21 protein-coding genes are annotated in these 19,171 nt (G+C 51.6%); 13 read left to right on the forward strand and 8 right to left on the reverse strand.

What is annotated here, in order from left to right:
- Positions 1-308 precede the first annotated feature (308 nt).
- The 4 genes from ghrA (at position 309) to OGX84_RS00675 (ending at position 3,233) form a co-directional block, all read left to right on the forward strand.
- The gene (gene ghrA, locus OGX84_RS00660) at positions 309-1,247 is read left to right on the forward strand and encodes a glyoxylate/hydroxypyruvate reductase GhrA (protein ID WP_012132898.1); all 939 of its coding nucleotides are present in this window, start codon (positions 309-311) and stop codon (positions 1,245-1,247) included.
- Between the two features lie 86 nt (positions 1,248-1,333).
- Positions 1,334-2,071, forward strand: a complete 738-nt coding sequence (locus OGX84_RS00665; protein WP_012132897.1) for a phosphatase — start codon at positions 1,334-1,336, stop codon at positions 2,069-2,071.
- A 23-nt stretch (positions 2,072-2,094) separates the two neighbouring features.
- Entirely contained in the window at positions 2,095-2,649 is a 555-nt protein-coding gene (locus OGX84_RS00670; protein WP_012132896.1) for a TorD/DmsD family molecular chaperone, read from the forward strand.
- 101 nt (positions 2,650-2,750) lie between these two features.
- Positions 2,751-3,233, forward strand: coding sequence for a DUF1097 domain-containing protein (locus OGX84_RS00675; protein WP_024130453.1), 483 nt, complete (start codon positions 2,751-2,753; stop codon positions 3,231-3,233).
- A gap of 117 nt (positions 3,234-3,350) precedes the next feature.
- On the opposite strand, the gene csgG is transcribed toward OGX84_RS00675, so the two are convergent.
- The 4 genes from csgG to csgD are packed head-to-tail and all read right to left on the reverse strand — an operon-like array spanning position 3,351 to position 5,703.
- Complete coding sequence (csgG, locus tag OGX84_RS00680) at positions 3,351-4,184, reverse strand: curli production assembly/transport protein CsgG (RefSeq protein ID WP_024130452.1); 834 nt, start codon at positions 4,182-4,184, stop codon at positions 3,351-3,353.
- A 26-nt stretch (positions 4,185-4,210) separates the two neighbouring features.
- Complete coding sequence (gene csgF, locus OGX84_RS00685; protein ID WP_012132893.1) at positions 4,211-4,627, reverse strand: curli production assembly/transport protein CsgF; 417 nt, start codon at positions 4,625-4,627, stop codon at positions 4,211-4,213.
- A 25-nt stretch (positions 4,628-4,652) separates the two neighbouring features.
- Entirely contained in the window at positions 4,653-5,048 is a 396-nt protein-coding gene (csgE, locus tag OGX84_RS00690; RefSeq protein WP_012132892.1) for a curli production assembly/transport protein CsgE, read from the reverse strand.
- Between the two features lie 4 nt (positions 5,049-5,052).
- On the reverse strand, positions 5,053-5,703 hold the full coding sequence (gene csgD / locus OGX84_RS00695; protein WP_012132891.1) for a biofilm master transcriptional regulator CsgD: 651 nt from the start codon (positions 5,701-5,703) through the stop codon (positions 5,053-5,055).
- Between the two features lie 769 nt (positions 5,704-6,472).
- Here csgD and csgB point away from each other — a divergent pair.
- The 6 genes from csgB (at position 6,473) to OGX84_RS00725 (ending at position 10,351) form a co-directional block, all read left to right on the forward strand.
- Positions 6,473-6,928, forward strand: coding sequence for a curli minor subunit CsgB (gene csgB, locus OGX84_RS00700; RefSeq protein WP_047457584.1), 456 nt, complete (start codon positions 6,473-6,475; stop codon positions 6,926-6,928).
- A gap of 40 nt (positions 6,929-6,968) precedes the next feature.
- Positions 6,969-7,424, forward strand: a complete 456-nt coding sequence (csgA, locus tag OGX84_RS00705; protein WP_024130450.1) for a curli major subunit CsgA — start codon at positions 6,969-6,971, stop codon at positions 7,422-7,424.
- Positions 7,425-7,483: 59 nt separating this feature from the next.
- Positions 7,484-7,816, forward strand: coding sequence for a curli assembly chaperone CsgC (gene csgC, locus OGX84_RS00710; protein ID WP_024130449.1), 333 nt, complete (start codon positions 7,484-7,486; stop codon positions 7,814-7,816).
- 156 nt (positions 7,817-7,972) lie between these two features.
- Positions 7,973-8,296: a YmdA family protein gene (locus OGX84_RS00715; RefSeq protein ID WP_047457582.1), complete on the forward strand. Its 324-nt coding sequence runs from the start codon at positions 7,973-7,975 to the stop codon at positions 8,294-8,296.
- Between the two features lie 98 nt (positions 8,297-8,394).
- On the forward strand, positions 8,395-8,928 hold the full coding sequence (ymdB, locus tag OGX84_RS00720; protein WP_047457580.1) for an O-acetyl-ADP-ribose deacetylase: 534 nt from the start codon (positions 8,395-8,397) through the stop codon (positions 8,926-8,928).
- The gene (locus tag OGX84_RS00725; protein WP_080975442.1) at positions 8,921-10,351 is read left to right on the forward strand and encodes a phospholipase D family protein; all 1,431 of its coding nucleotides are present in this window, start codon (positions 8,921-8,923) and stop codon (positions 10,349-10,351) included. The genes ymdB and OGX84_RS00725 overlap by 8 nt, the downstream gene beginning before the upstream one ends.
- An 18-nt stretch (positions 10,352-10,369) precedes the next feature.
- Here OGX84_RS00725 and mdoC read toward each other — a convergent pair whose 3' ends face one another.
- Positions 10,370-11,530, reverse strand: a complete 1,161-nt coding sequence (gene mdoC / locus OGX84_RS00730; RefSeq protein ID WP_012132882.1) for a glucans biosynthesis protein MdoC — start codon at positions 11,528-11,530, stop codon at positions 10,370-10,372.
- Positions 11,531-11,801: 271 nt separating this feature from the next.
- Here mdoC and mdoG point away from each other — a divergent pair, with 271 nt between their 5' ends.
- The 3 genes from mdoG (at position 11,802) to OGX84_RS00745 (ending at position 16,210) form a co-directional block, all read left to right on the forward strand.
- Positions 11,802-13,337 (forward strand): glucans biosynthesis protein MdoG, encoded by a 1,536-nt coding sequence (gene mdoG, locus OGX84_RS00735; RefSeq protein WP_077956924.1) that lies wholly within the window; start codon positions 11,802-11,804, stop codon positions 13,335-13,337.
- Positions 13,330-15,858: a glucans biosynthesis glucosyltransferase MdoH gene (mdoH, locus tag OGX84_RS00740; RefSeq protein WP_047457577.1), complete on the forward strand. Its 2,529-nt coding sequence runs from the start codon at positions 13,330-13,332 to the stop codon at positions 15,856-15,858. Before mdoG ends, mdoH begins: the two co-directional genes overlap by 8 nt.
- A 124-nt stretch (positions 15,859-15,982) precedes the next feature.
- Positions 15,983-16,210, forward strand: coding sequence for a YceK/YidQ family lipoprotein (locus OGX84_RS00745; protein ID WP_024130446.1), 228 nt, complete (start codon positions 15,983-15,985; stop codon positions 16,208-16,210).
- Here OGX84_RS00745 and OGX84_RS00750 read toward each other — a convergent pair whose 3' ends face one another.
- The 3 genes from OGX84_RS00750 to OGX84_RS00760 all read right to left on the reverse strand — a co-directional run bounded on the left by OGX84_RS00750 (position 16,211) and on the right by OGX84_RS00760 (position 18,971).
- Positions 16,211-16,585: a MysB family protein gene (locus tag OGX84_RS00750; RefSeq protein ID WP_012132878.1), complete on the reverse strand. Its 375-nt coding sequence runs from the start codon at positions 16,583-16,585 to the stop codon at positions 16,211-16,213.
- 81 nt (positions 16,586-16,666) lie between these two features.
- Complete coding sequence (gene mdtG / locus OGX84_RS00755) at positions 16,667-17,887, reverse strand: multidrug efflux MFS transporter MdtG (protein WP_071258243.1); 1,221 nt, start codon at positions 17,885-17,887, stop codon at positions 16,667-16,669.
- 163 nt (positions 17,888-18,050) lie between these two features.
- Entirely contained in the window at positions 18,051-18,971 is a 921-nt protein-coding gene (locus OGX84_RS00760) for a Kdo(2)-lipid IV(A) acyltransferase (protein ID WP_047457570.1), read from the reverse strand.
- Positions 18,972-19,171 lie beyond the last annotated feature (200 nt).

The raw sequence follows: 19,171 nt of genomic DNA on the forward strand, positions 1-19,171 counted from the left end.
GATTCGAACCCCCGATACGTTGCCGTATACACACTTTCCAGGCGTGCTCCTTCAGCCACTCGGACACCTCACCATATTGTCGTTCCAGTGTTGCTGGAACGGGCGCTAATTTAGGGAAATACGCCCCCGGCGTCAATCACCTTTTCTAAAAAATCGTGCAATTACACAAACTTCAATCAACATGCAGTTTAAATAAGCGGAAACTGCTTTTTTTGCCAGCATCTCTAAATTTGTTATGCTGATGATCCCTATGAAAATGATGATAATAAGTGCGAGTAAATTCCGCACAACAACACTCAGGAGTCAACATGGAGATAATGTTCTATCACCCGACCTTCGATACGGCCTGGTGGCTTAACGCTTTGGCAAAGGCGATTCCCGGCGCGAATATTCGTGAATGGAAACCCGGTGATAACGAACCTGCGGATTATGCGCTCGTGTGGCATCCGCCGGTGGAGATGCTCGAAGGACGGAAGCTAAAAGCCGTATTTGCGCTTGGCGCAGGTGTGGATTCCATTCTGAGTAAGCTCAAAGCGCACCCGGAAATGCTGGATGCCTCTATCCCGTTGTTCCGCCTGGAAGATACCGGCATGGGCCTGCAAATGCAGGAGTATGCCGTGAGCCAGGTGCTGCATTGGTTCCGCCGTTTCGATGATTATCAGGCGCTGAAAAACCAGTCAACATGGCAGCCGCTGCCGGAATATGATCGCGATGAATTCACCGTCGGTATTATGGGGGCGGGGGTGCTGGGCGCCAAAGTCGCTGAAGCGCTCCAGGCATGGGGATTCCCGCTTCGCTGCTGGAGCCGTAGCCGTAAATCCTGGCCTGGCGTAGAGAGTTTTGCGGGAGCTGAGGAGTTAGGCGCATTCCTGAATCAAACAAGGGTGCTGATCAACCTGCTGCCAAATACGGCGGAGACGGTGGGCATTATTAATTCCGGCTTGCTCAATCAGTTACGGGATGGCGCTTACCTGCTTAACCTGGCGCGTGGCGTGCATGTTAATGAGGACGATCTGCTTGCCGCGTTGAATAGCGAAAAACTCAAAGGGGCGATGCTGGATGTTTTCAGTCGCGAGCCGCTGCCAAAAGAGAGTCCGCTCTGGCAACACCCTCGCGTGGCGATGACGCCGCACATTGCTGCCGTCACCCGCCCGGCGGAAGCCGTGGACTATATTTCGCGCACCATTACGCATCTGGAACGCGGCGAATCCGTGACGGGTCAGGTCGATCGCGTTCGCGGCTACTGATGACAACCCGGTTAGCGCCGGGTTTCGACTAATAAATGGCGACGATACCTGCTATCCTTGTCGGAAAACGACTACAGGAGTGAGTTATGTATCCCGTTGACTTGCATATGCATACCGTCGCCAGCACCCACGCATACAGTACCTTGCACGATTATATTGCCGAAGCGAAACGCAAAGGTATTAAGCTCTTTGCCATTACCGATCACGGCCCGGATATGGCCGATGCTCCGCATCACTGGCACTTTATCAACATGCGTATCTGGCCGCGTCTGGTTGACGGGGTGGGCATTCTTCGCGGTATTGAAGCCAACATCAAGAATATCGATGGCGAGATTGACTGCACGGGCCCGATGCTGAACTCGCTGGATGTGATTATCGCCGGTTTCCATGAACCGGTTTTCGCGCCGCACGATAAAGAGACCAATACCCAGGCGATGATTGCCGCGATGGCCAGCGGAAATGTGCATATTATCAGCCATCCGGGCAACCCAAAGTATCCTGTCGATATCACCGCGATTGCGCAGGCGGCGGCTAAATACCAGGTGGCGCTGGAAATCAATAACTCGTCATTCCTGCATTCGCGCAAAGGCAGTGAAGATAATTGCCGCGCGGTGGCCGCAGCCGTGCGTGACGCTGGCGGATGGGTGGCGTTAGGGTCGGATTCCCATACTGCGTTTACACTCGGTGAATTTGCCGAATGCCGGAAGATCCTGGATGAAGTGGATTTCCCGGAAGAACGTGTTTTAAACGTTTCGCCAGGACGCTTACTGAGATTTCTGGAATCGCGCGGTATGGCGCCGATCCCGGAGTTTGCTGAACTTTAATTGCTGATAACTGGAATATATCAATGAATGAGTTTTCTATCCTGTGTCGTGTGCTGGGATCGCTGTATTACCGCCAACCGCAGGACCCTCTGCTGGTTCCTCTGTTTACGCTGATCCGCGAGGGTAAATTGTCGGCAAGCTGGCCGCTGGAGCAGGATGAGCTTCTGGCGCGGTTGCAGAAAAGTTGCGACATGACCCAACTGGCGGCGGACTACAATGCGCTGTTTGTCGGCGACGAGTGCGCCGTGTCGCCTTATCGCAGCGCCTGGGTGGAAGGGGCGAAGGAGTCCGATGTTCGCGCGTTTCTTTCCGCTCGCGGTATGCCGTTGGCGGATACCCCTGCCGACCATATCGGTACGCTGCTGCTGGCCGCCTCCTGGCTGGAGGATCAGTCTGCTGAAGATGAGAGCGAAGCGCTGGAAACGCTGTTTATTGAATACCTGCTTCCCTGGTGCGGTACTTTCCTTGGCAAAGTGGAAGCCCATGCCGCGACGCCATTCTGGCGTACGATGGCGCCGTTGACGCGCGATGCGATCGGCGCAATGTGGGATGAGTTACAGGAAGGCGCTGAAGAGTAAATGTGATCATGGTCACCTTGTTGTGCAACGTGATTAATTGTCTTGCATAAAATGTGTGCGTGATCTCATTCGTATGCCGCTTTTCTGCTATGATGCGCGGCATGAATATACTTATCTCCATTGCAATCACAACGGGCATTCTCTCCGGTATCTGGGGATGGGTGGCCGTTTCCCTTGGCCTGCTCAGCTGGGCGGGTTTTCTGGGCTGTACGGCCTATTTCGCCTGTCCGCAGGGCGGCCTGAAAGGGTTATTGATTTCTGCATGTACGCTCCTGAGCGGCGTGGTGTGGGCGCTGGTGATTATTCACGGCAGCGCGCTGGCTCCGCATCTGGAGATCGTCAGTTACGTTATGACGGGAATCGTCGCGTTTTTGATGTGCGTTCAGGCGAAGCAGCTGTTGCTTTCTTTTGTGCCTGGCACCTTTATCGGCGCATGCGCGACGTTTGCAGGGCAGGGGGACTGGCGACTGGTTCTGCCTTCGCTGGCGCTGGGACTCGTGTTTGGCTATGCGATGAAAAATAGCGGGCTGTGGCTGGCGTCTCGTCGGGTAAGAGATTCTTCGCCGACGGCGGTCAGCAAATAAAAAAGCGTGAGGTTTCCCCCACGCTCATATGATGTCAATCCTGATGGCGCAAACTTATCCTGCCTGTTGTAGGCCCGATAAGTCTGCGCCATCGGGCATTCTACGGTTGGCGAAATATCAGGATTCCGGCGGTACGGACATGTGGCGGTATTTCACCAGAATGTCGTTCTGACGCTCCGCTTTGTTCTGCAAATCCCACAGGCCGCGATCGATCCCGTCGTTAATCAGGAAGATAACGCCCGTTTCAATCGCTGACATCAGACACAGCATCACCGGTTCATTAGAGGTGTAGCCGATTTCACCTTCCAGCAGTCGCTGGTAATCAATAAAGCGGAACACCCCGGCCTGCACTTCATAGGAAAGGATGGTCTTGCTGGTATTGACCGAAGAGAGGATCTCGCCGGTGCTGACGTTAACCACGCGCAGGTTTACCGCAATCTGGTCAAGCTGATACTGCGTATCCGCACCGATACCGAAGTACCGCGCGCCGACCCCGCCTGACTTCACGTTGCTTTCGTAACCGATAATCGACCCTTCCACCATGATATTCGCGGCGGTGAGGGACTGAAGCGGGATTCGGTTATTGATAGCCACCGTGCCGTTTTCCTGCGCTGCGCGAATAATTTTGCGTTCGTTCAGCAGGTTTTGCAGTCCCTGACGCTCTAGCGGGATAAACCAGCGGGAGTCTTTCAGCGCGGTTACCAGCATCGCGGTGGCGCTCTGCGGAACGGCAGTCGAGAAGTTACTCGCCGGATAAGGTTTAAACTGGCCCGTTTCATCCTGAATATTATAAACCGAGACAAAAATCTTACCCGTTGGCATCGGCAGGTGCGTCAAATCTTTATAGCTTTGCGCACGAGGCATTAATGTCGGTTTCGCGGCTTCTTTAGGCGGGGCGGTTAAGCATCCGCTCAGTAAACATACTGCAACCAAAATAAGTAAGCGCTGCATGATTATTGTCCTTTGGTAGCTGGGGCTTAGAAATCGGTTGACTGTGTTTGCAAACCTGACACTTCAATCGTCGAGGTTTTCCCGGTTTTCCTGTCCGTGACATTAAGTCGCAGTTGCCCATCCCGGTTGGCGATATCAATGATAAAATCATTGGTCACCATTCTGCCTGGTTTGCCGGTGTTAATATTCGTCAGCAATCCGCCAAGGATTTGCGATTGAATAGCCTGCGTAAAGTTATCCAGTGCAGACGGGGTTTCAATCCCGAAGTCGTCGTAATAACTTGGGTCCTTATAAGAGTTTTGTGCCTGAGCGCTATTTAATAAAAATGCGCCGTTATTTGGGTTTCCACCAAAATTAGGATTTCGGAACTGGAATGTCATATTTCCGGCCCAACTTAATGGTGAAATAAGCATGAGCATAACTACTGCATGTTTGACACGCATGGCAGCCTCCAGACTAAATCATATTTTAGAATTCATCGCGCGCTAAATCACTCGTGCTTAATAGCGTTTGATCTATTTGCCGACGATTTAATGCTTCTTCAGTTTGCGCCAGCGCGAAGTCAACGGTTCGCTCGAAGTCTCTTTTCGTTGGGAATAAAAAAGTCTGGAATATAACGTCCTGATTTACCGTTATCGTGATCCAACTTCCCCAACGCGCACTGGGTCTTTCATTGATGGTCAAATTGCCTGTGTACTCACTTTCCCATTTGTCGCTGAAGGCGCGATAAAAATTGTGGCCGACTGATGAGACGGTATGGTCAGTTAAGAGTCCGGGAACTTCCACTTCAACTTCCGCAGCGTGAAGATTCCCTGCGGCAAGCAGTAATTCTGCTGCCACAATCCAGGTCAGATAGCGTTTCATGGCTTTATCGCCTGAGGTTATCGTTTGCCCACGAGACCGCCTGAGTACGGTTTTTAACAGCTATCTTTTTGAAAAGATTATAAAGATGTGTTTTTACCGTATTCTCGCTGATAAAAAGCGAGCGGGCGATTTCAATGTTTGAGGCGCCGATTCGCAGTTTATTGAGGATCTCTTTTTCACGATGAGTGAGAAGCGCTGATTCCGTGCTGTTGTAACGGTAGTTCCCTGAATGAGTGATCAGGTAACTGGCCAGCTTTTGCGAAAAATAGCATTCGCCTCGCAGGATCCCCTGCAAGCCGTTAACGACACGTTCTTCATCCTCCGTTGCGTAAAACACGCCATTGATATGTGGCCAGTTTTCAATATCACGGAAGGGATAGTCGTCGGGAGTATTCAACAATAACGTCTTGATATTGTTGTTTTTCCGACTCAAATTGTCTTGCCAGTAATGGATAATTTTTTTATCCGCTTCCATCATATCCAGTAAAACAATGCAACTGGCGGATATATCATCCAGAGAACGTTGAATATTATGTAGTTTTCCGGTAACAGCCAGTGATTGCTTTAAATGCTGCAATAATGCAGTGGCCTGCAAAGATGGTTTTGTGATCAACAATAATGTATGACCATGAATACTATGGACTTCATTAAACATGATGAAACCCCACTTTTTTTAGTCGCACATCTGACAGCTGCCTCAGCTAAAATACGAGGCACCAGAAGTACTGACAGATGTTGCACTGCTGTGTGTAGAAATAAAACATCGACCCAAAAAGGGTAAAAATATTAAAACAGATGGACTACAACTGATTTCAATCTAGTCATTACAAACCTTAAAGCAAGTGTTAAACTTGTAACAAAATGTAAAATTATATATTTATATGTTAATGTGTGGATTTTTTAGAGATTAGATTTGATAGAAAAGTTGTACATGTTGCTGTTATTGCATAGATTTAAAAAATCATACAAATTATAATAACTGATTGATTTTAAATAATAATTTAAAATTATTTTTGAGTTTGTCTGACAAGTTAATTTTAAAACGTTCGACTCAGGGCCGCCTGGACATTTTTAGTGAGAAAAAAATGATGTTTGTCACGAGTTGTGACGGCGATGCAGTGTGATGCCCGGAGAAACTCATAATGATATGCAGAAAACGGTTTTTCCCTCTCACTGGCAGAAATGTTTAGCCCGCTACAGATAAGAAAATAAATTTTTCGTAAATAACAGTGGAGTCAACAGTGAATTAGCACTTTGGTGTGACGCTGAATATCAAAATACCACTCGCGGGTGAGTTATTTAAAATGTTTCCACGGACATACTCTTCATCGTAACGCGGCGTTAACAAAAAACGAATCGCGTTAACAGTCAAATTGAAATGCTTTTAAATTAACGTAATGTACGACCAGGTCCAGGGTGACAACATGAAAAACAAATTGTTATTTATGATGTTAACAATACTGGGTGCGCCTGGGATTGCAGCCGCGACAAGTTATGATCTGGCAAATGCGGAATATAATTTTGCGGTAAATGAATTAAGCAAGTCTTCATTTAATCAGGCAGCCATTATTGGTCAAAAGGGCACTTATAATAGTGCAAAAACACGCCAGGACGGCTCAAAACTTTTATCTGTTATTTCACAAGAAGGCGGAAATAATCGAGCGAAGATTGACCAGTCAGGAGCTTATAACCTTGCATATATTGATCAGGCGGGTTACGCCAATGATGCAAGTATATCGCAAGGCTCTTATGGTAATACTGCAATGATTATTCAGAAAGGTTCTGGTAATAAAGCAGATATTACGCAGTACGGTACGCAAAAAACAGCAGTTGTAGTGCAGAGACAGTCGCGCATGGCTATTCGCGTTACGCAACGTTAATACCATGACGACTTTTAAATCAATCCGATGGGGGTTTACCATGAAACTTTTAAAAGTGGCAGCATTCGCAGCAATCGTAGTTTCTGGCAGTGCTCTGGCAGGTGTTGTTCCGCAGTGGGGCGGTGGCGGCGGTCATAATAATGGCGGTAATAATTCCGGCCCTGAATCTACCCTGAGTATTTTCCAGTACGGTAGCGCAAACTCTGCTCTTGCTCTGCAAAGCGATGCTCGTAAATCAGATCTGTCCATCAAACAATATGGTCATGGTAACGGCGCAGACGTAGGCCAGGGCGCTGACAACAGCGGCATTGACCTGACCCAGAATGGGTACAGAAACAGCGCGACTATCGATCAGTGGAATGCCAAAAACTCTGATATCGTTGTGAGCCAGTTTGGTGGCCGCAACGGCGCGCTGGTTAACCAGACTGCGTCCGACTCCCAGGTATCGGTTACTCAGGTCGGCTTCGGCAACAACGCCACGGCTAACCAGTACTGATTCAGGTCGGGTACTCATAATAAACAGGGCGAAAGCCCTGTTTTTTTCGTGAGGATATAATGAATACGCTATTACTCCTTGCCGCGCTCTCCAGCCAGATTACATTTAATACCACGCAACAAGGTGAAATTTACACCATTGTCCCCCAGGTTACGCTCAGTAAACCCTGCGTGTGCGAAGTCCAAATTTTTGCCGTTCGTGATGGGAAAGGAGGGCAAAGCCGTACACAGCAGAAAACAACCCTTTCTTTGCCCGCTAATCAACCCATTGATTTAACGAAACTCAGTTTAAATATTTCCCCGGAGGACTCGGTAAAAATTATCGTTACCGTTTCCGACGGGCAGTCGTTGCATTTGTCGCAGCAATGGCCATCTCCTGAGAAATCATCTTAATCATTTGATTTATTTGGTGATTGTTTGTGGCAGGGGATGGATTACTGTTCTATGAATTATAGAGAGGCAACAACGTCGTTTCCGTTCACCGCGAGCGTCGCAGTGGAAGGAAAACTCCGATCCTTCAAGTATGATTGATCATTGAGGAGCTATTGTATGTTTGCGTTGTGTTCGAAAAATATCCTCGGAGCAGGCCTTGGCGTCTGCATTCTCTTTTCTTCCTCTGTTACAGCTCAACAAATCACTACCGGCGGCGTTATTCATTTTCGTGGTCAGATTGTCGAACCTCCCTGTGAGGTCAGTGCCCGGCAGCAAAATATTGACATGACATGCGTGAATAATGGCCAGATGAAAACTAACCGTTTTACCCTGCAACAGGTTACAACCGCCCCGCAAAGCCTTCGACAAATTGCATCCGTGAGAGTCAACTATCTCGATCCGCAACAACGTCTGGCGATTATGAGTATTGAATACCAATAAACGCATCACGTCAGAGATAAAATCGTTCGATTAAAAAACGCGATTTCATTGAAAGCCCTGCTGTACACTTAGGCTATAGGTTAAGGTAAGGGGGATCTATGAAATCGCGTATTCATGTACAACATGGCGACATAACCCAGCTCACGGTAGATGTGATTGTTAATGCCGCCAACGCTTCATTACTGGGGGGCGGTGGCGTCGACGGCGCGATTCATCGTGCAGCGGGTCCGGCGCTACTGGAAGCCTGCAAAAAAGTCAGGCAGCAGCAGGGCGAGTGCCCGGCAGGACACGCGGTCATCACTCTGGCAGGCAATCTGCCGGCGAAAGCGGTGATCCATACGGTGGGGCCCGTCTGGCGTGGCGGCGATCACAACGAATCCCAGCTCCTGGAAGATGCCTATTTCAACAGTTTGCAACTGGTGCTGGCCAATGGCTACCGGTCTGTCGCGTTTCCGGCGATCAGCACCGGCGCTTACGGCTACCCACGCCCCGCCGCAGCAGAGATCGCGGTCAATACGGTCGCGGATTTTCTTGCCCGCCACGCGCTACCTGAGCAGGTATACTTTGTCTGTTATGATGAAGAAACTGCCCGACTTTACGAGCGATTACTGACCCAACAAGGTGATGAGTGAGTTGACCCGACTTGAGCGCGCTGTTACCCCGCTGTGTGAACGTCATCCCGGCGAATGCGGCATTCTCGCCCTGGATGACAGCCTGGATGCCTTTGCCGCACGCTATCGATTAACGGAAATGGCTGAGCGCACCCTGGATGTGCAGTATTACATCTGGGAGGACGACATGTCCGGGCGCCTGCTGTTTTCGATATTATTGGCGGCGGCAAAGCGCGGCGTTCATGTTCGCCTGCTGCTGGATGATAACAACACGCCGGGGCTTGATGATACGCTGCAACTGCTGGATAGCCACCCCAATATCGAAGTGCGCCTGTTTAATCCTTTCTCTTTTCGTATGCTGCGTGCGCTGGGGTATTTAACCGACTTTGCCCGGCTTAATCGGCGTATGCATAATAAAAGCTATACGGCAGATGGCGCAGTCACCATTGTCGGCGGGCGGAATATTGGCGATGCCTATTTTGGCGCAGGTGAAGAGCCGCTGTTTTCCGATCTCGACGTGATGGCGATTGGCCCTGTCGTAAAAGACGTAGCGGATGATTTTGAACGTTACTGGCACTGCAAATCGGTGTCAACGCTGCAAAAAGTGTTGTCGCTGTCTGAGCAGGAAATCACCCGACGCATTGACTTACCGGATTCCTGGTACAACGACGACATTACGCGCCGCTATTTGCATAAGCTGAAAACCAGCCACTTTATGTCCCATCTTGATCGCGGCGCTTTACCGCTGATATGGGCGAAAACCCGTCTGCTCAGCGACGATCCTTTAAAAGGCGAGGGGAAAGCGCAGCGTCATTCGCTTCTGCCGCAACGCCTGTTCGATGTGATGGGGTCGCCAACGGAACGTATCGACATTATTTCCGCCTATTTTGTTCCCACCCGGGCGGGCGTCGCGCAACTGCTGCAACTGGTGAGAAAAGGGGTCAGGATCGCGATTCTTACCAATTCACTGGCGGCGAACGATGTGGCGGTCGTCCATGCGGGCTATGCGCGGTGGCGTAAAAAACTTCTGCGCTACGGCATTGAGCTCTATGAGCTTAAACCCACTAACGGGCATGCGGCTGAACTTCACGATCGTGGTTTAACCGGTAACTCAGGCTCCAGCCTGCATGCGAAGACCTTCAGCATTGACGGGAATAAGGTTTTTATCGGTTCGCTCAATTTCGATCCCCGATCGACGTTACTCAATACCGAAATGGGGTTTGTGATTGAAAGCGAAACGCTGGCAACGCTGATTCATAACCGTTTTATGCAGAGCCAGCGTGATGACGCCTGGCAACTGCGGCTGGATCGTTGGGGAAGAATTAACTGGGTTGATCGCCACCTGCGTGACGAGGTGGTACTGAAAAAAGAACCCGCCACAGGATTCTGGAAGCGGGTTCTGGTGCGACTGGCGTCTGTCTTGCCCGTCGAATGGCTGCTTTAACGCCCTTCAGCGGGCAGCTTAACTGGCGACAGCCTTGCTGTTATCACGTTTAACCGCAGGTTTGCCCGAAAATAAAAATTTCAGTACGGGAACCCGTAAATGCAGTTCATACAGGACCAGCGCAATACCGATAACAAAGACCAGCCCGCATAAAAAGCCCAGCAGATTCGACGTAATATGCGGCGTAATATACGCGCCGAAAAACAGCGTTAGTGGATGATGCACCAGATAGATGAAAAGCGATGCATTCACAAAATAGGTGACGCGAGCGGACTGGAAATTAAGTAAACGGTGGCCCAGCGAAAAGACCACGTTAACCATCCACAATCCCATCAGCATGGTAATGACGTATTCTGTTTCATACATCCAGGCATCGCCGCTGCCATAACGCTGGTTCAGCAGGTAGGCAACGAAGGCGAGCGCCGCAGCCAGCGTGCATCCGCGTGACGGTACGGTAAACAGCGCTTTCAGCGCCGGGTTGATGAATGCCAGCGCGCCCAGGATAAAGAAAGGGAGATAAAACAGCGTTTGCATGACGACGAAATTGAACATGCCATCGCTAAGAATAGAGGGATAAATGATAAAAATGGCGCGTCTCAGCGCGGCGTAACCGACGCCAAGGATAAAGAAGATAAGCGTCAATTTGGTCATCGAAACGGCGGCGAATAACGGCTTCGTTGTGCGTTCCGCGCTTTTTTTGATTTGGCTGAATGCCCACATGCTCAGGGTTGTTAATACAACAAGCACTAATAAAAACCACAGATGAGAAATTAATTCCCAGGCCAGCGTATTGTATTTCTCATACAAAGAAAGCGTGTGCCAGTTCTCAGTTTTCCCTTTGACAAATTGCAGCATGATAAATTGCGGCAAGGTGAGTAAAGGAATGGCCGTCAGCATAGGAATACCTACGCGTTCAACACGCACTTTCCACCAACGTTTTAATGGATAACGCAGGAATAACATGTACGAAAAATAACCGGAAATAACAAAAAAGACCTGCATGCGAAATGCGTGGACAAAATCGTTAAACAGGGTCAGCCACCATGAGGGCTCTGCGCTGTTGATATGCCAGGTATGGCTTGAATATATCAATGAGATATGAAAGGGGATCCCCAACAACATCAGCCAGGCGCGGATGGAGTCAAGAAAATATTCACGCTGTGGAGGTACTGGATTCATAGATAGATACATATTCTCAGACTTTTCGTCTTATCCCTGGGACGAATAATGTTTACATTCGGGGGCAACCCTACACGAAGTCCAACAACCTGTCTCCAGGATAAGCACGCAAAGTGAAAACAGGAGCAAAACCTGCTTAATCCATGAGCCAGCGCGCTGAACAAAGCCGGGATTCAGTTGTCGGATTGCCTGATTATCCATTAAAATGGATCGGATCGATATAAGCACACAAAGGGGGAAGTGCTTACTTATTATGAAACATAAACGACAAATGATGAAAATGCGTTGGTTGGGCGCGGCGGTAATGTTAACGCTGTACACATCGTCGAGTTGGGCGTTCACCATCGATGATGTTGCAAAACAAGCTCAATCCTTAGCCGGTAAAGGCTATGAGGCGCCGAAAAGTAACTTGCCCTCCGTTTTCCGCGACATGAAATATGCGGACTATCAGCAGATCCAGTTTAACCGTGATAAAGCGTACTGGAGCAATATCAAGACCCCATTCAAGCTCGAGTTCTACCACCAGGGTATGTACTTCGACACACCGGTCAGGATCAACGAAGTTACCGCGACGACGGTAAAAAGAATCAAATACAACCCGGACTATTTCAATTTTGGCGATGTTCAGCATGATAAAGACACCGTCAAAGACCTCGGTTTCGCCGGGTTCAAAGTGCTGTACCCGATCAACAGCAAAGACAAAAACGATGAAATCGTCAGCATGCTCGGTGCCAGCTATTTCCGCGTCATTGGCGCAGGCCAGGTCTATGGTCTTTCCGCGCGTGGTCTGGCGATTGATACCGCGCTGCCTTCCGGTGAGGAATTTCCCCGCTTTCGCGAGTTCTGGATTGAGCGTCCAAAACCGACTGACAAACGTTTGACCATCTATGCGTTGCTCGATTCCCCGCGTGCGACCGGGGCATACCGCTTCGTCATCATCCCTGGGCGTGACACCGTGGTGGACGTTCAGTCGAAAGTCTACCTGCGTGATAAAGTCGGTAAACTGGGCGTTGCGCCGTTAACCAGCATGTTCCTGTTTGGGCCGAACCAGCCGTCTCCGGCAACCAACTATCGCCCGGAATTGCACGACTCTAACGGGTTGTCTATCCATGCGGGCAACGGTGAATGGATCTGGCGCCCGCTGAATAACCCGAAACATCTTGCGGTGAGCAGCTATGCGATGGAAAACCCGCAAGGGTTCGGCTTGCTGCAACGCGGCCGCCAGTTCTCGCGCTTTGAAGATTTAGACGATCGCTATGACCTGCGCCCAAGCGCCTGGATCACGCCGAAAGGCGAGTGGGGCAAAGGGAAAATCGAACTGGTGGAAATTCCGACCAACGATGAAACTAACGATAACATCGTGGCCTACTGGACGCCGGATCAACTGCCTGAAGCAGGCAAAGAGATGAACTTCAAGTACACCATGACGTTTACCCGCGATGAAGAGAAACTTCATGCGCCGGAGAATGCCTGGGTTCAGCAGACGCGTCGCTCTACGGGCGATGTCAAACAGTCTAACCTGATTCGCCAGCCTGATGGCACCATCGCCTTCGTCGTGGATTTTGTCGGCACAGATATGAAAAAGCTGCCGCAGGATACCCCTGTCACGGCGCAAACCAGTATTGGCGATAACGGCGAAATCGTTGAGAACTCAGTGCGTTATAACCCGGTGACGAAAGGCTGGCGTTTGACGCTGCGCGTAAAAGTGAAAGACGCGAAGAAAACCACTGAAATGCGTGCTGCGTTGGTGAATGCCGATCAGCCGTTGAGTGAAACCTGGAGCTACCAGTTACCTGCCAATGAATAAGACAACTGAGTATATTGACGCAATGCCGCTTTCAGACATTGAGAAAGCGGCGCTGCCGAAAACGGACATCCGCGCCGTCCATGAGGCGCTGGATGTTGAGCATCGAGCTTACTCGCGAGAAGACGATTCACCGCAGGGATCTGTTAAAGCGCGCCTTGAGCAGGCCTGGCCGGATTCGCTGGCCGAAGGGCAACTGATTAAGGATGATGAGGGACGCGATCAGTTGCAGGCAATGCCGAAAGCGACGCGTTCTTCTATGTTCCCCGATCCCTGGCGCACCAACCCGCTGGGTCGTTTCTGGGACCGCTTGCGCGGCCGGGACGTGACGCCGCGTTATCTCTCCCGCCTGACGAAAGAAGAGCAGGAGAACGAGCAAAAATGGCGTACCGTCGGGACAATCCGCCGCTACATCCTGTTGCTGCTGACGCTGGCGCAGACGGTGGTTGCGACCTGGTATATGAAGACCATTCTTCCTTATCAGGGCTGGGCGCTCATTAATCCTGCCGACATGATCGGGCAGGATCTGTGGGTCTCCTTTATGCAACTGCTGCCGTATGTGCTGCAAACCGGCATCCTGATCCTGTTCGCCGTGCTGTTCTGCTGGGTGTCTGCGGGGTTCTGGACCGCGCTTATGGGCTTCCTGCAACTGCTGATTGGCCGCGATAAATACAGTATTTCGGCGTCAACGGTGGGAAATGAGCCGCTGAATCCAGAGCACCGTACCGCGTTGATTATGCCTATCTGCAACGAGGACGTTGACCGCGTGTTCGCGGGGCTACGCGCTACGTGGGAATCGGTTAAAGCCACCGGCAACGCAGCGCATTTCGACGTCTATATCCTGAGCGATAGCTACAACCCCGATATCTGCGTGGCGGAACAAAAAGCGTGGATGGAGCTGATTGCTGAAGTGCAGGGCGAAGGACAGATTTTCTATCGCCGTCGCCGCCGTCGTGTGAAGCGCAAAAGCGGCAATATCGATGACTTCTGCCGTCGCTGGGGCAACCAGTACAGCTACATGGTGGTGCTGGACGCTGACTCGGTGATGACCGGCGAGTGTCTGAGCGGCCTGGTGCGTCTGATGGAAGCGAACCCGAATGCCGGAATCATCCAGTCGTCGCCGAAAGCGTCCGGTATGGATACGCTGTATGCGCGTTGCCAGCAGTTTGCTACCCGCGTGTACGGCCCGCTGTTTACCGCCGGGCTGCACTTCTGGCAGCTAGGCGAGTCGCATTACTGGGGCCACAACGCGATTATTCGCGTGAAGCCATTCATCGAACACTGTGCGCTTGCGCCGCTGCCGGGCGAAGGATCGTTCGCGGGTTCCATCCTCTCGCATGACTTCGTGGAAGCGGCGTTAATGCGTCGTGCAGGGTGGGGCGTCTGGATTGCCTACGACCTGCCGGGTTCGTATGAAGAACTGCCGCCGAACCTGCTGGATGAACTTAAGCGTGACCGCCGCTGGTGTCATGGCAACCTGATGAACTTCCGCCTGTTCCTGGTGAAAGGGATGCACCCGGTTCACCGTGCGGTGTTCCTGACGGGGGTTATGTCTTACCTGTCGGCGCCGCTGTGGTTTATGTTCCTGGCGCTTTCCACCGCTTTGCAGGTAGTTCATGCGTTGACCGAACCGCAATACTTCCTGCAACCGCGCCAGCTGTTCCCGGTCTGGCCGCAGTGGCGCCCCGAACTGGCGATTGCGCTGTTTGCATCCACGATGGTGCTGCTGTTCCTGCCGAAGCTGCTGAGTATTATGCTCATCTGGTGTAAGGGCACAAAAGAGTATGGCGGATTTGTGCGCGTAACGCTGTCGCTGCTGCTGGAAGTGCTGTTCTCTGTGCTGCTGGCGCCGGTACGCATGTTGTTCCACACGGTGTTTGTGGTGAGCGCATTCCTCGGCTGGGAAGTGGTCTGGAATTCACCGCAGCGTGACGATGACTCTACCCCGTGGGGTGAAGCCTTCATGCGTCACGGTTCCCAGTTGCTGCTCGGCCTGGTATGGGCGGTTGGCATGGCCTGGCTGGATTTACGTTTCCTGTTCTGGCTGGCGCCGATTGTCTTCTCGCTGATCCTGTCGCCGTTTGTGTCCGTGGTTTCCAGCCGTTCAACGGTGGGCTTGCGCACCAAACGCTGGAAACTGTTCCTCATCCCGGAAGAGTATTCCCCGCCGCAGGTGCTCGTGGATACTGACAAATACCTGGCGATGAACCGCAATCGCACGCTGGATGACGGCTTTATGCACGCGGTGTTTAATCCGTCGTTTAACGCACTGGCTACGGCGATGGCTACGGCCCGTCACCGCGCCAGTAAGGTGCTGGAGATTGCGCGCGACCGCCATGTGGAGCAGGCGCTGAATGAAACGCCGGAAAAACTGAATCGCGACCGCCGTCTGGTGTTGTTGAGCGATCCAGTGACGATGGCGCGTTTACACTATCGAGTCTGGAATTCACCGGAAAGATATTCATCGTGGGTTAACTACTATCAGGGTATCAACCTGAACCCACTGGCGTTGCAGAAGAAGTAAGCCGTAGCGGTCTGATAAACGTGGCGTTTATCAGGCCGACAAATATGCGCTGACAATTATCTGAAAATACCGGCCTGCTGCCGGTATTTTTTTATACTGAACAAAACGACGAATGAGGTATCCGGTGCGAATAATCGTGGTTGGCGTAATGGCGCTACTTCTGAGCGGGTGCGGCAGCATCATTAGCAGGACGATCCCCGGACAAGGGCACGGCAATCAATACTATCCCGGCGTGCAGTGGGATGTCCGGGATTCCGCGTGGCGCTATGTCACGGTTCTCGATCTGCCGTTTTCACTGGTTTTTGATACGCTGCTGCTGCCGCTGGATATACACCACGGCCCTTATGAGTAGTTAACGCTCATCCCACTCATCCGCCGCAGTCTGGCCTTCTTCGGTATCCAGAGGCGGCTCGAGCTGAAATTCACCGTCATCCCACTCATGCAGAGTGTTCTCTTCCAGCCACTCCTGACGAATCTCTATCTCATCATAATCGCCGTCAAAGACGCTTTGCGCCGCTTCGCCACTCAGCATTGGCAGACATTCGCCTTCTTCGCCTTCATCGGCAAAAAACTCGGCTTGCCACATGATGTCGCCATCCTGTAGCACGTATTTCTGGATATTGAGTTGTTGAACATTGGCTTCATCTTGTTCGAGTTCCGGGTTGTCAGCCAGAAACTCTTCACGGGCTGCATCAATGGCTTCTTCCAGCGTGGCGTACATAGTCATCACTGTCTCCCTTTGATTTGATGAGGTATTCAGGGAAAGAATAGCTGATTCTCCGGTTTTGCAAGTATGAAAGCGCAAAAATCATTTTGCCGCGAGGGTCTCTCTGCGCCGCCGCAGGCTGTTCCACGAATAAATTGCGTTGAACAACACGACGCCAGCGGTGACGCAAAACACGGCGCGAAAACCGTAGCTGGCAGAAATAGCCGCCCCCATTAACGGGCCTGTGACGTTGCCAATATCGCGAAATGACTGGTTGTAACTGAAGATGCGCCCGGCGATCTGATTGCTGGCGTTATAGACCAGCAGAGTCTGTACGGCAGGGAGCAGGGCGCCGTCCGCCGCGCCAAGTAAAAAGCGCAGCACGCCAAGCTGCCAGGGCGTTTGTACGAATGACATCGGGATCAGCAGCAGGACAGAGATAATCAGGGCGGTAATCAGGATCTTTTCGGGGCCAATGCGATCGCCCAGTTTGCCGAGCCGGGGCGCGCTGAGCAACGCCGCCACGCCGGGCACCGAGGCGATCATTCCGCTGATAAATGCGATATTGCTGACGTTACCGGCTAGCTCTCGCACATATAACGTCAGAATAGGCGCGATCGATCCGGTTGCAACCTGAATGATCAGCGTGGTGACGAACAGACTCAAAACCAGCTTTGGGTTTTTTAGTGAGCCAACGACCTCCCGGACGTGCAACATCTCCTTTTTGCTGACAGGCTGAAAACGCTCGCGAATAAAAAAGAGCGTCAGTAAGAAACAGACCAACAGCACGCTGGCGGTGATGAAGAAGACAGGGCGTAATCCGTACTGGTCGGCAAGTAATCCGCCCGCCAGAGGGCCGAGCAACGCGCCGCTGACGCCGCCAGTAGAAAGCGTTCCTAACGCCCAGCCGCTCTTATTACGCGGCACCTGAGTGGCGATAAGCGCATTTGCGTTTGGCACAAATCCGCCGAGCAGACCTAACAATGCGCGCAGGATCAGAAACTGCCAGATGTTCTGCGCCAGCCCCATCAGCAGCATAACCATCGCCATGCCGAGGGCTGAGCGCAGCAGCATGATCTTTCGCCCTTTGCGATCGGCCAGCCCGCCCCAAAAAGGCGAGGCAATAGCGGAAAACAGGAAGGTGATACTGAAAACCAGCCCCGACCACATATTCAGCGCGCTGTGGCCCGTTACGCCGAGCTGCTCAACGTAGAGAGGTAAAAATGGCATCACCAGGCTAAACGCCGCGCCGGTCAAAAAACAGCCCAGCCAGGCTACGGTGAGATTGCGTTTCCAGTTTATGGGGACATCAGAGGGTGACATAGCGATCCGCAGTGTGATGCGCTGTTTGCGCTATCATCAGAATAAAAATAAGGCAATACTCTCTTATTATGCGCCTGCCTGCTGAGGGCGGCAATGTGAGTAGCTTTTAAAGCTAAAAGAGGCGATGAGAAGGTGCAACCGTCGCCCGGCTACACCTGATAAATCAGTAACGGGAGGGCATACCTTCAGGACGCGTTTTGAAACGGCGATGCAACCACATGTATTGCTCGGGCGCCATCATGATGCATTTCTCTACGATCGTGTTCATCCAGGCCGCGGTGGTTTCGGCGTCATCCAGCGGTGGTGAGCATTCCGGCGGCAGAAGAATCAGCTCATAGCCTTTGCCATCGGGTTTACGACGCGGAACAAACGGCACCAGACAGGCGTTGGACATCCGGGAGAGCATCCAGGTTCCTGACGTGGTGGCGGCCTGTTCCACGGCAAACAGCGGGACAAACACGCTGGCGCGCGGGCCATAGTCATGATCCGGCGCATACCAGACCACTTCACCTTTTTTCAGCGCTTTGATCATGCCTTTCAGGTCTTTGCGATCGAGCATCGACTTGTTGGAGCGCATACGTCCCCAGGTCTGTAGCCAGTCAAGCAACGGATTGTCATTCGGACGATAAACGCCAATGCCAGGCTGTTGCAAACCAAACTGGCGCGCGCCCAGCTCCAGCGTCAGAAAGTGCAGGCCAACCAGCAGAATTCCTCGCTCCCGGGCCTGAACGTCGCGGATATGCTCAACGCCGCTGACATCTGTCCAGCGTGAAATACGGCGGTCGGACCAGAACCAGGCCATGCCGGTTTCCATCACGCCCATCCCGACAGACTCGAAGTTCTTCACCACCATCTGGTGGCGTTCTTGCTCGCTCATCTGCGGAAAGCACAATTCAAGATTACGATAGGCGATGCGGGCGCGGCGCTTCATAAAACGCAACGCCAGACGTCCCATTGCACAACCCAGTTTGTAAATCACCGGGTAGGGCAATTGCACGACCAACCAAAGAGCACCAATACCCAGCCAGGTTAACCAATAACGTGGATGCAGTAGCGCAACGGAGAACTTAGGTAAATTCGTCATCTCTATCCTGTCTGTAAACGAGCAATTCCCTGTATTGTCGCATTTTTTCGTGTACAGCAAAAATTTGTGGTTGGAGAACGACGATAAAAGCGGCAATTGTTGTTAATTTCTTAGTATGAAGAATGAAATGTAGCGCAAAATGTGTGGATGTAAATTGGCGATGTTTGCTTTATGATGCCGCCCGATTTCATTTTTACTGA

It is taken from the genome of Citrobacter sp. CK202, from assembly GCF_030333225.1.
Taxonomy (GTDB): domain Bacteria; phylum Pseudomonadota; class Gammaproteobacteria; order Enterobacterales; family Enterobacteriaceae; genus Citrobacter_B; species Citrobacter_B koseri.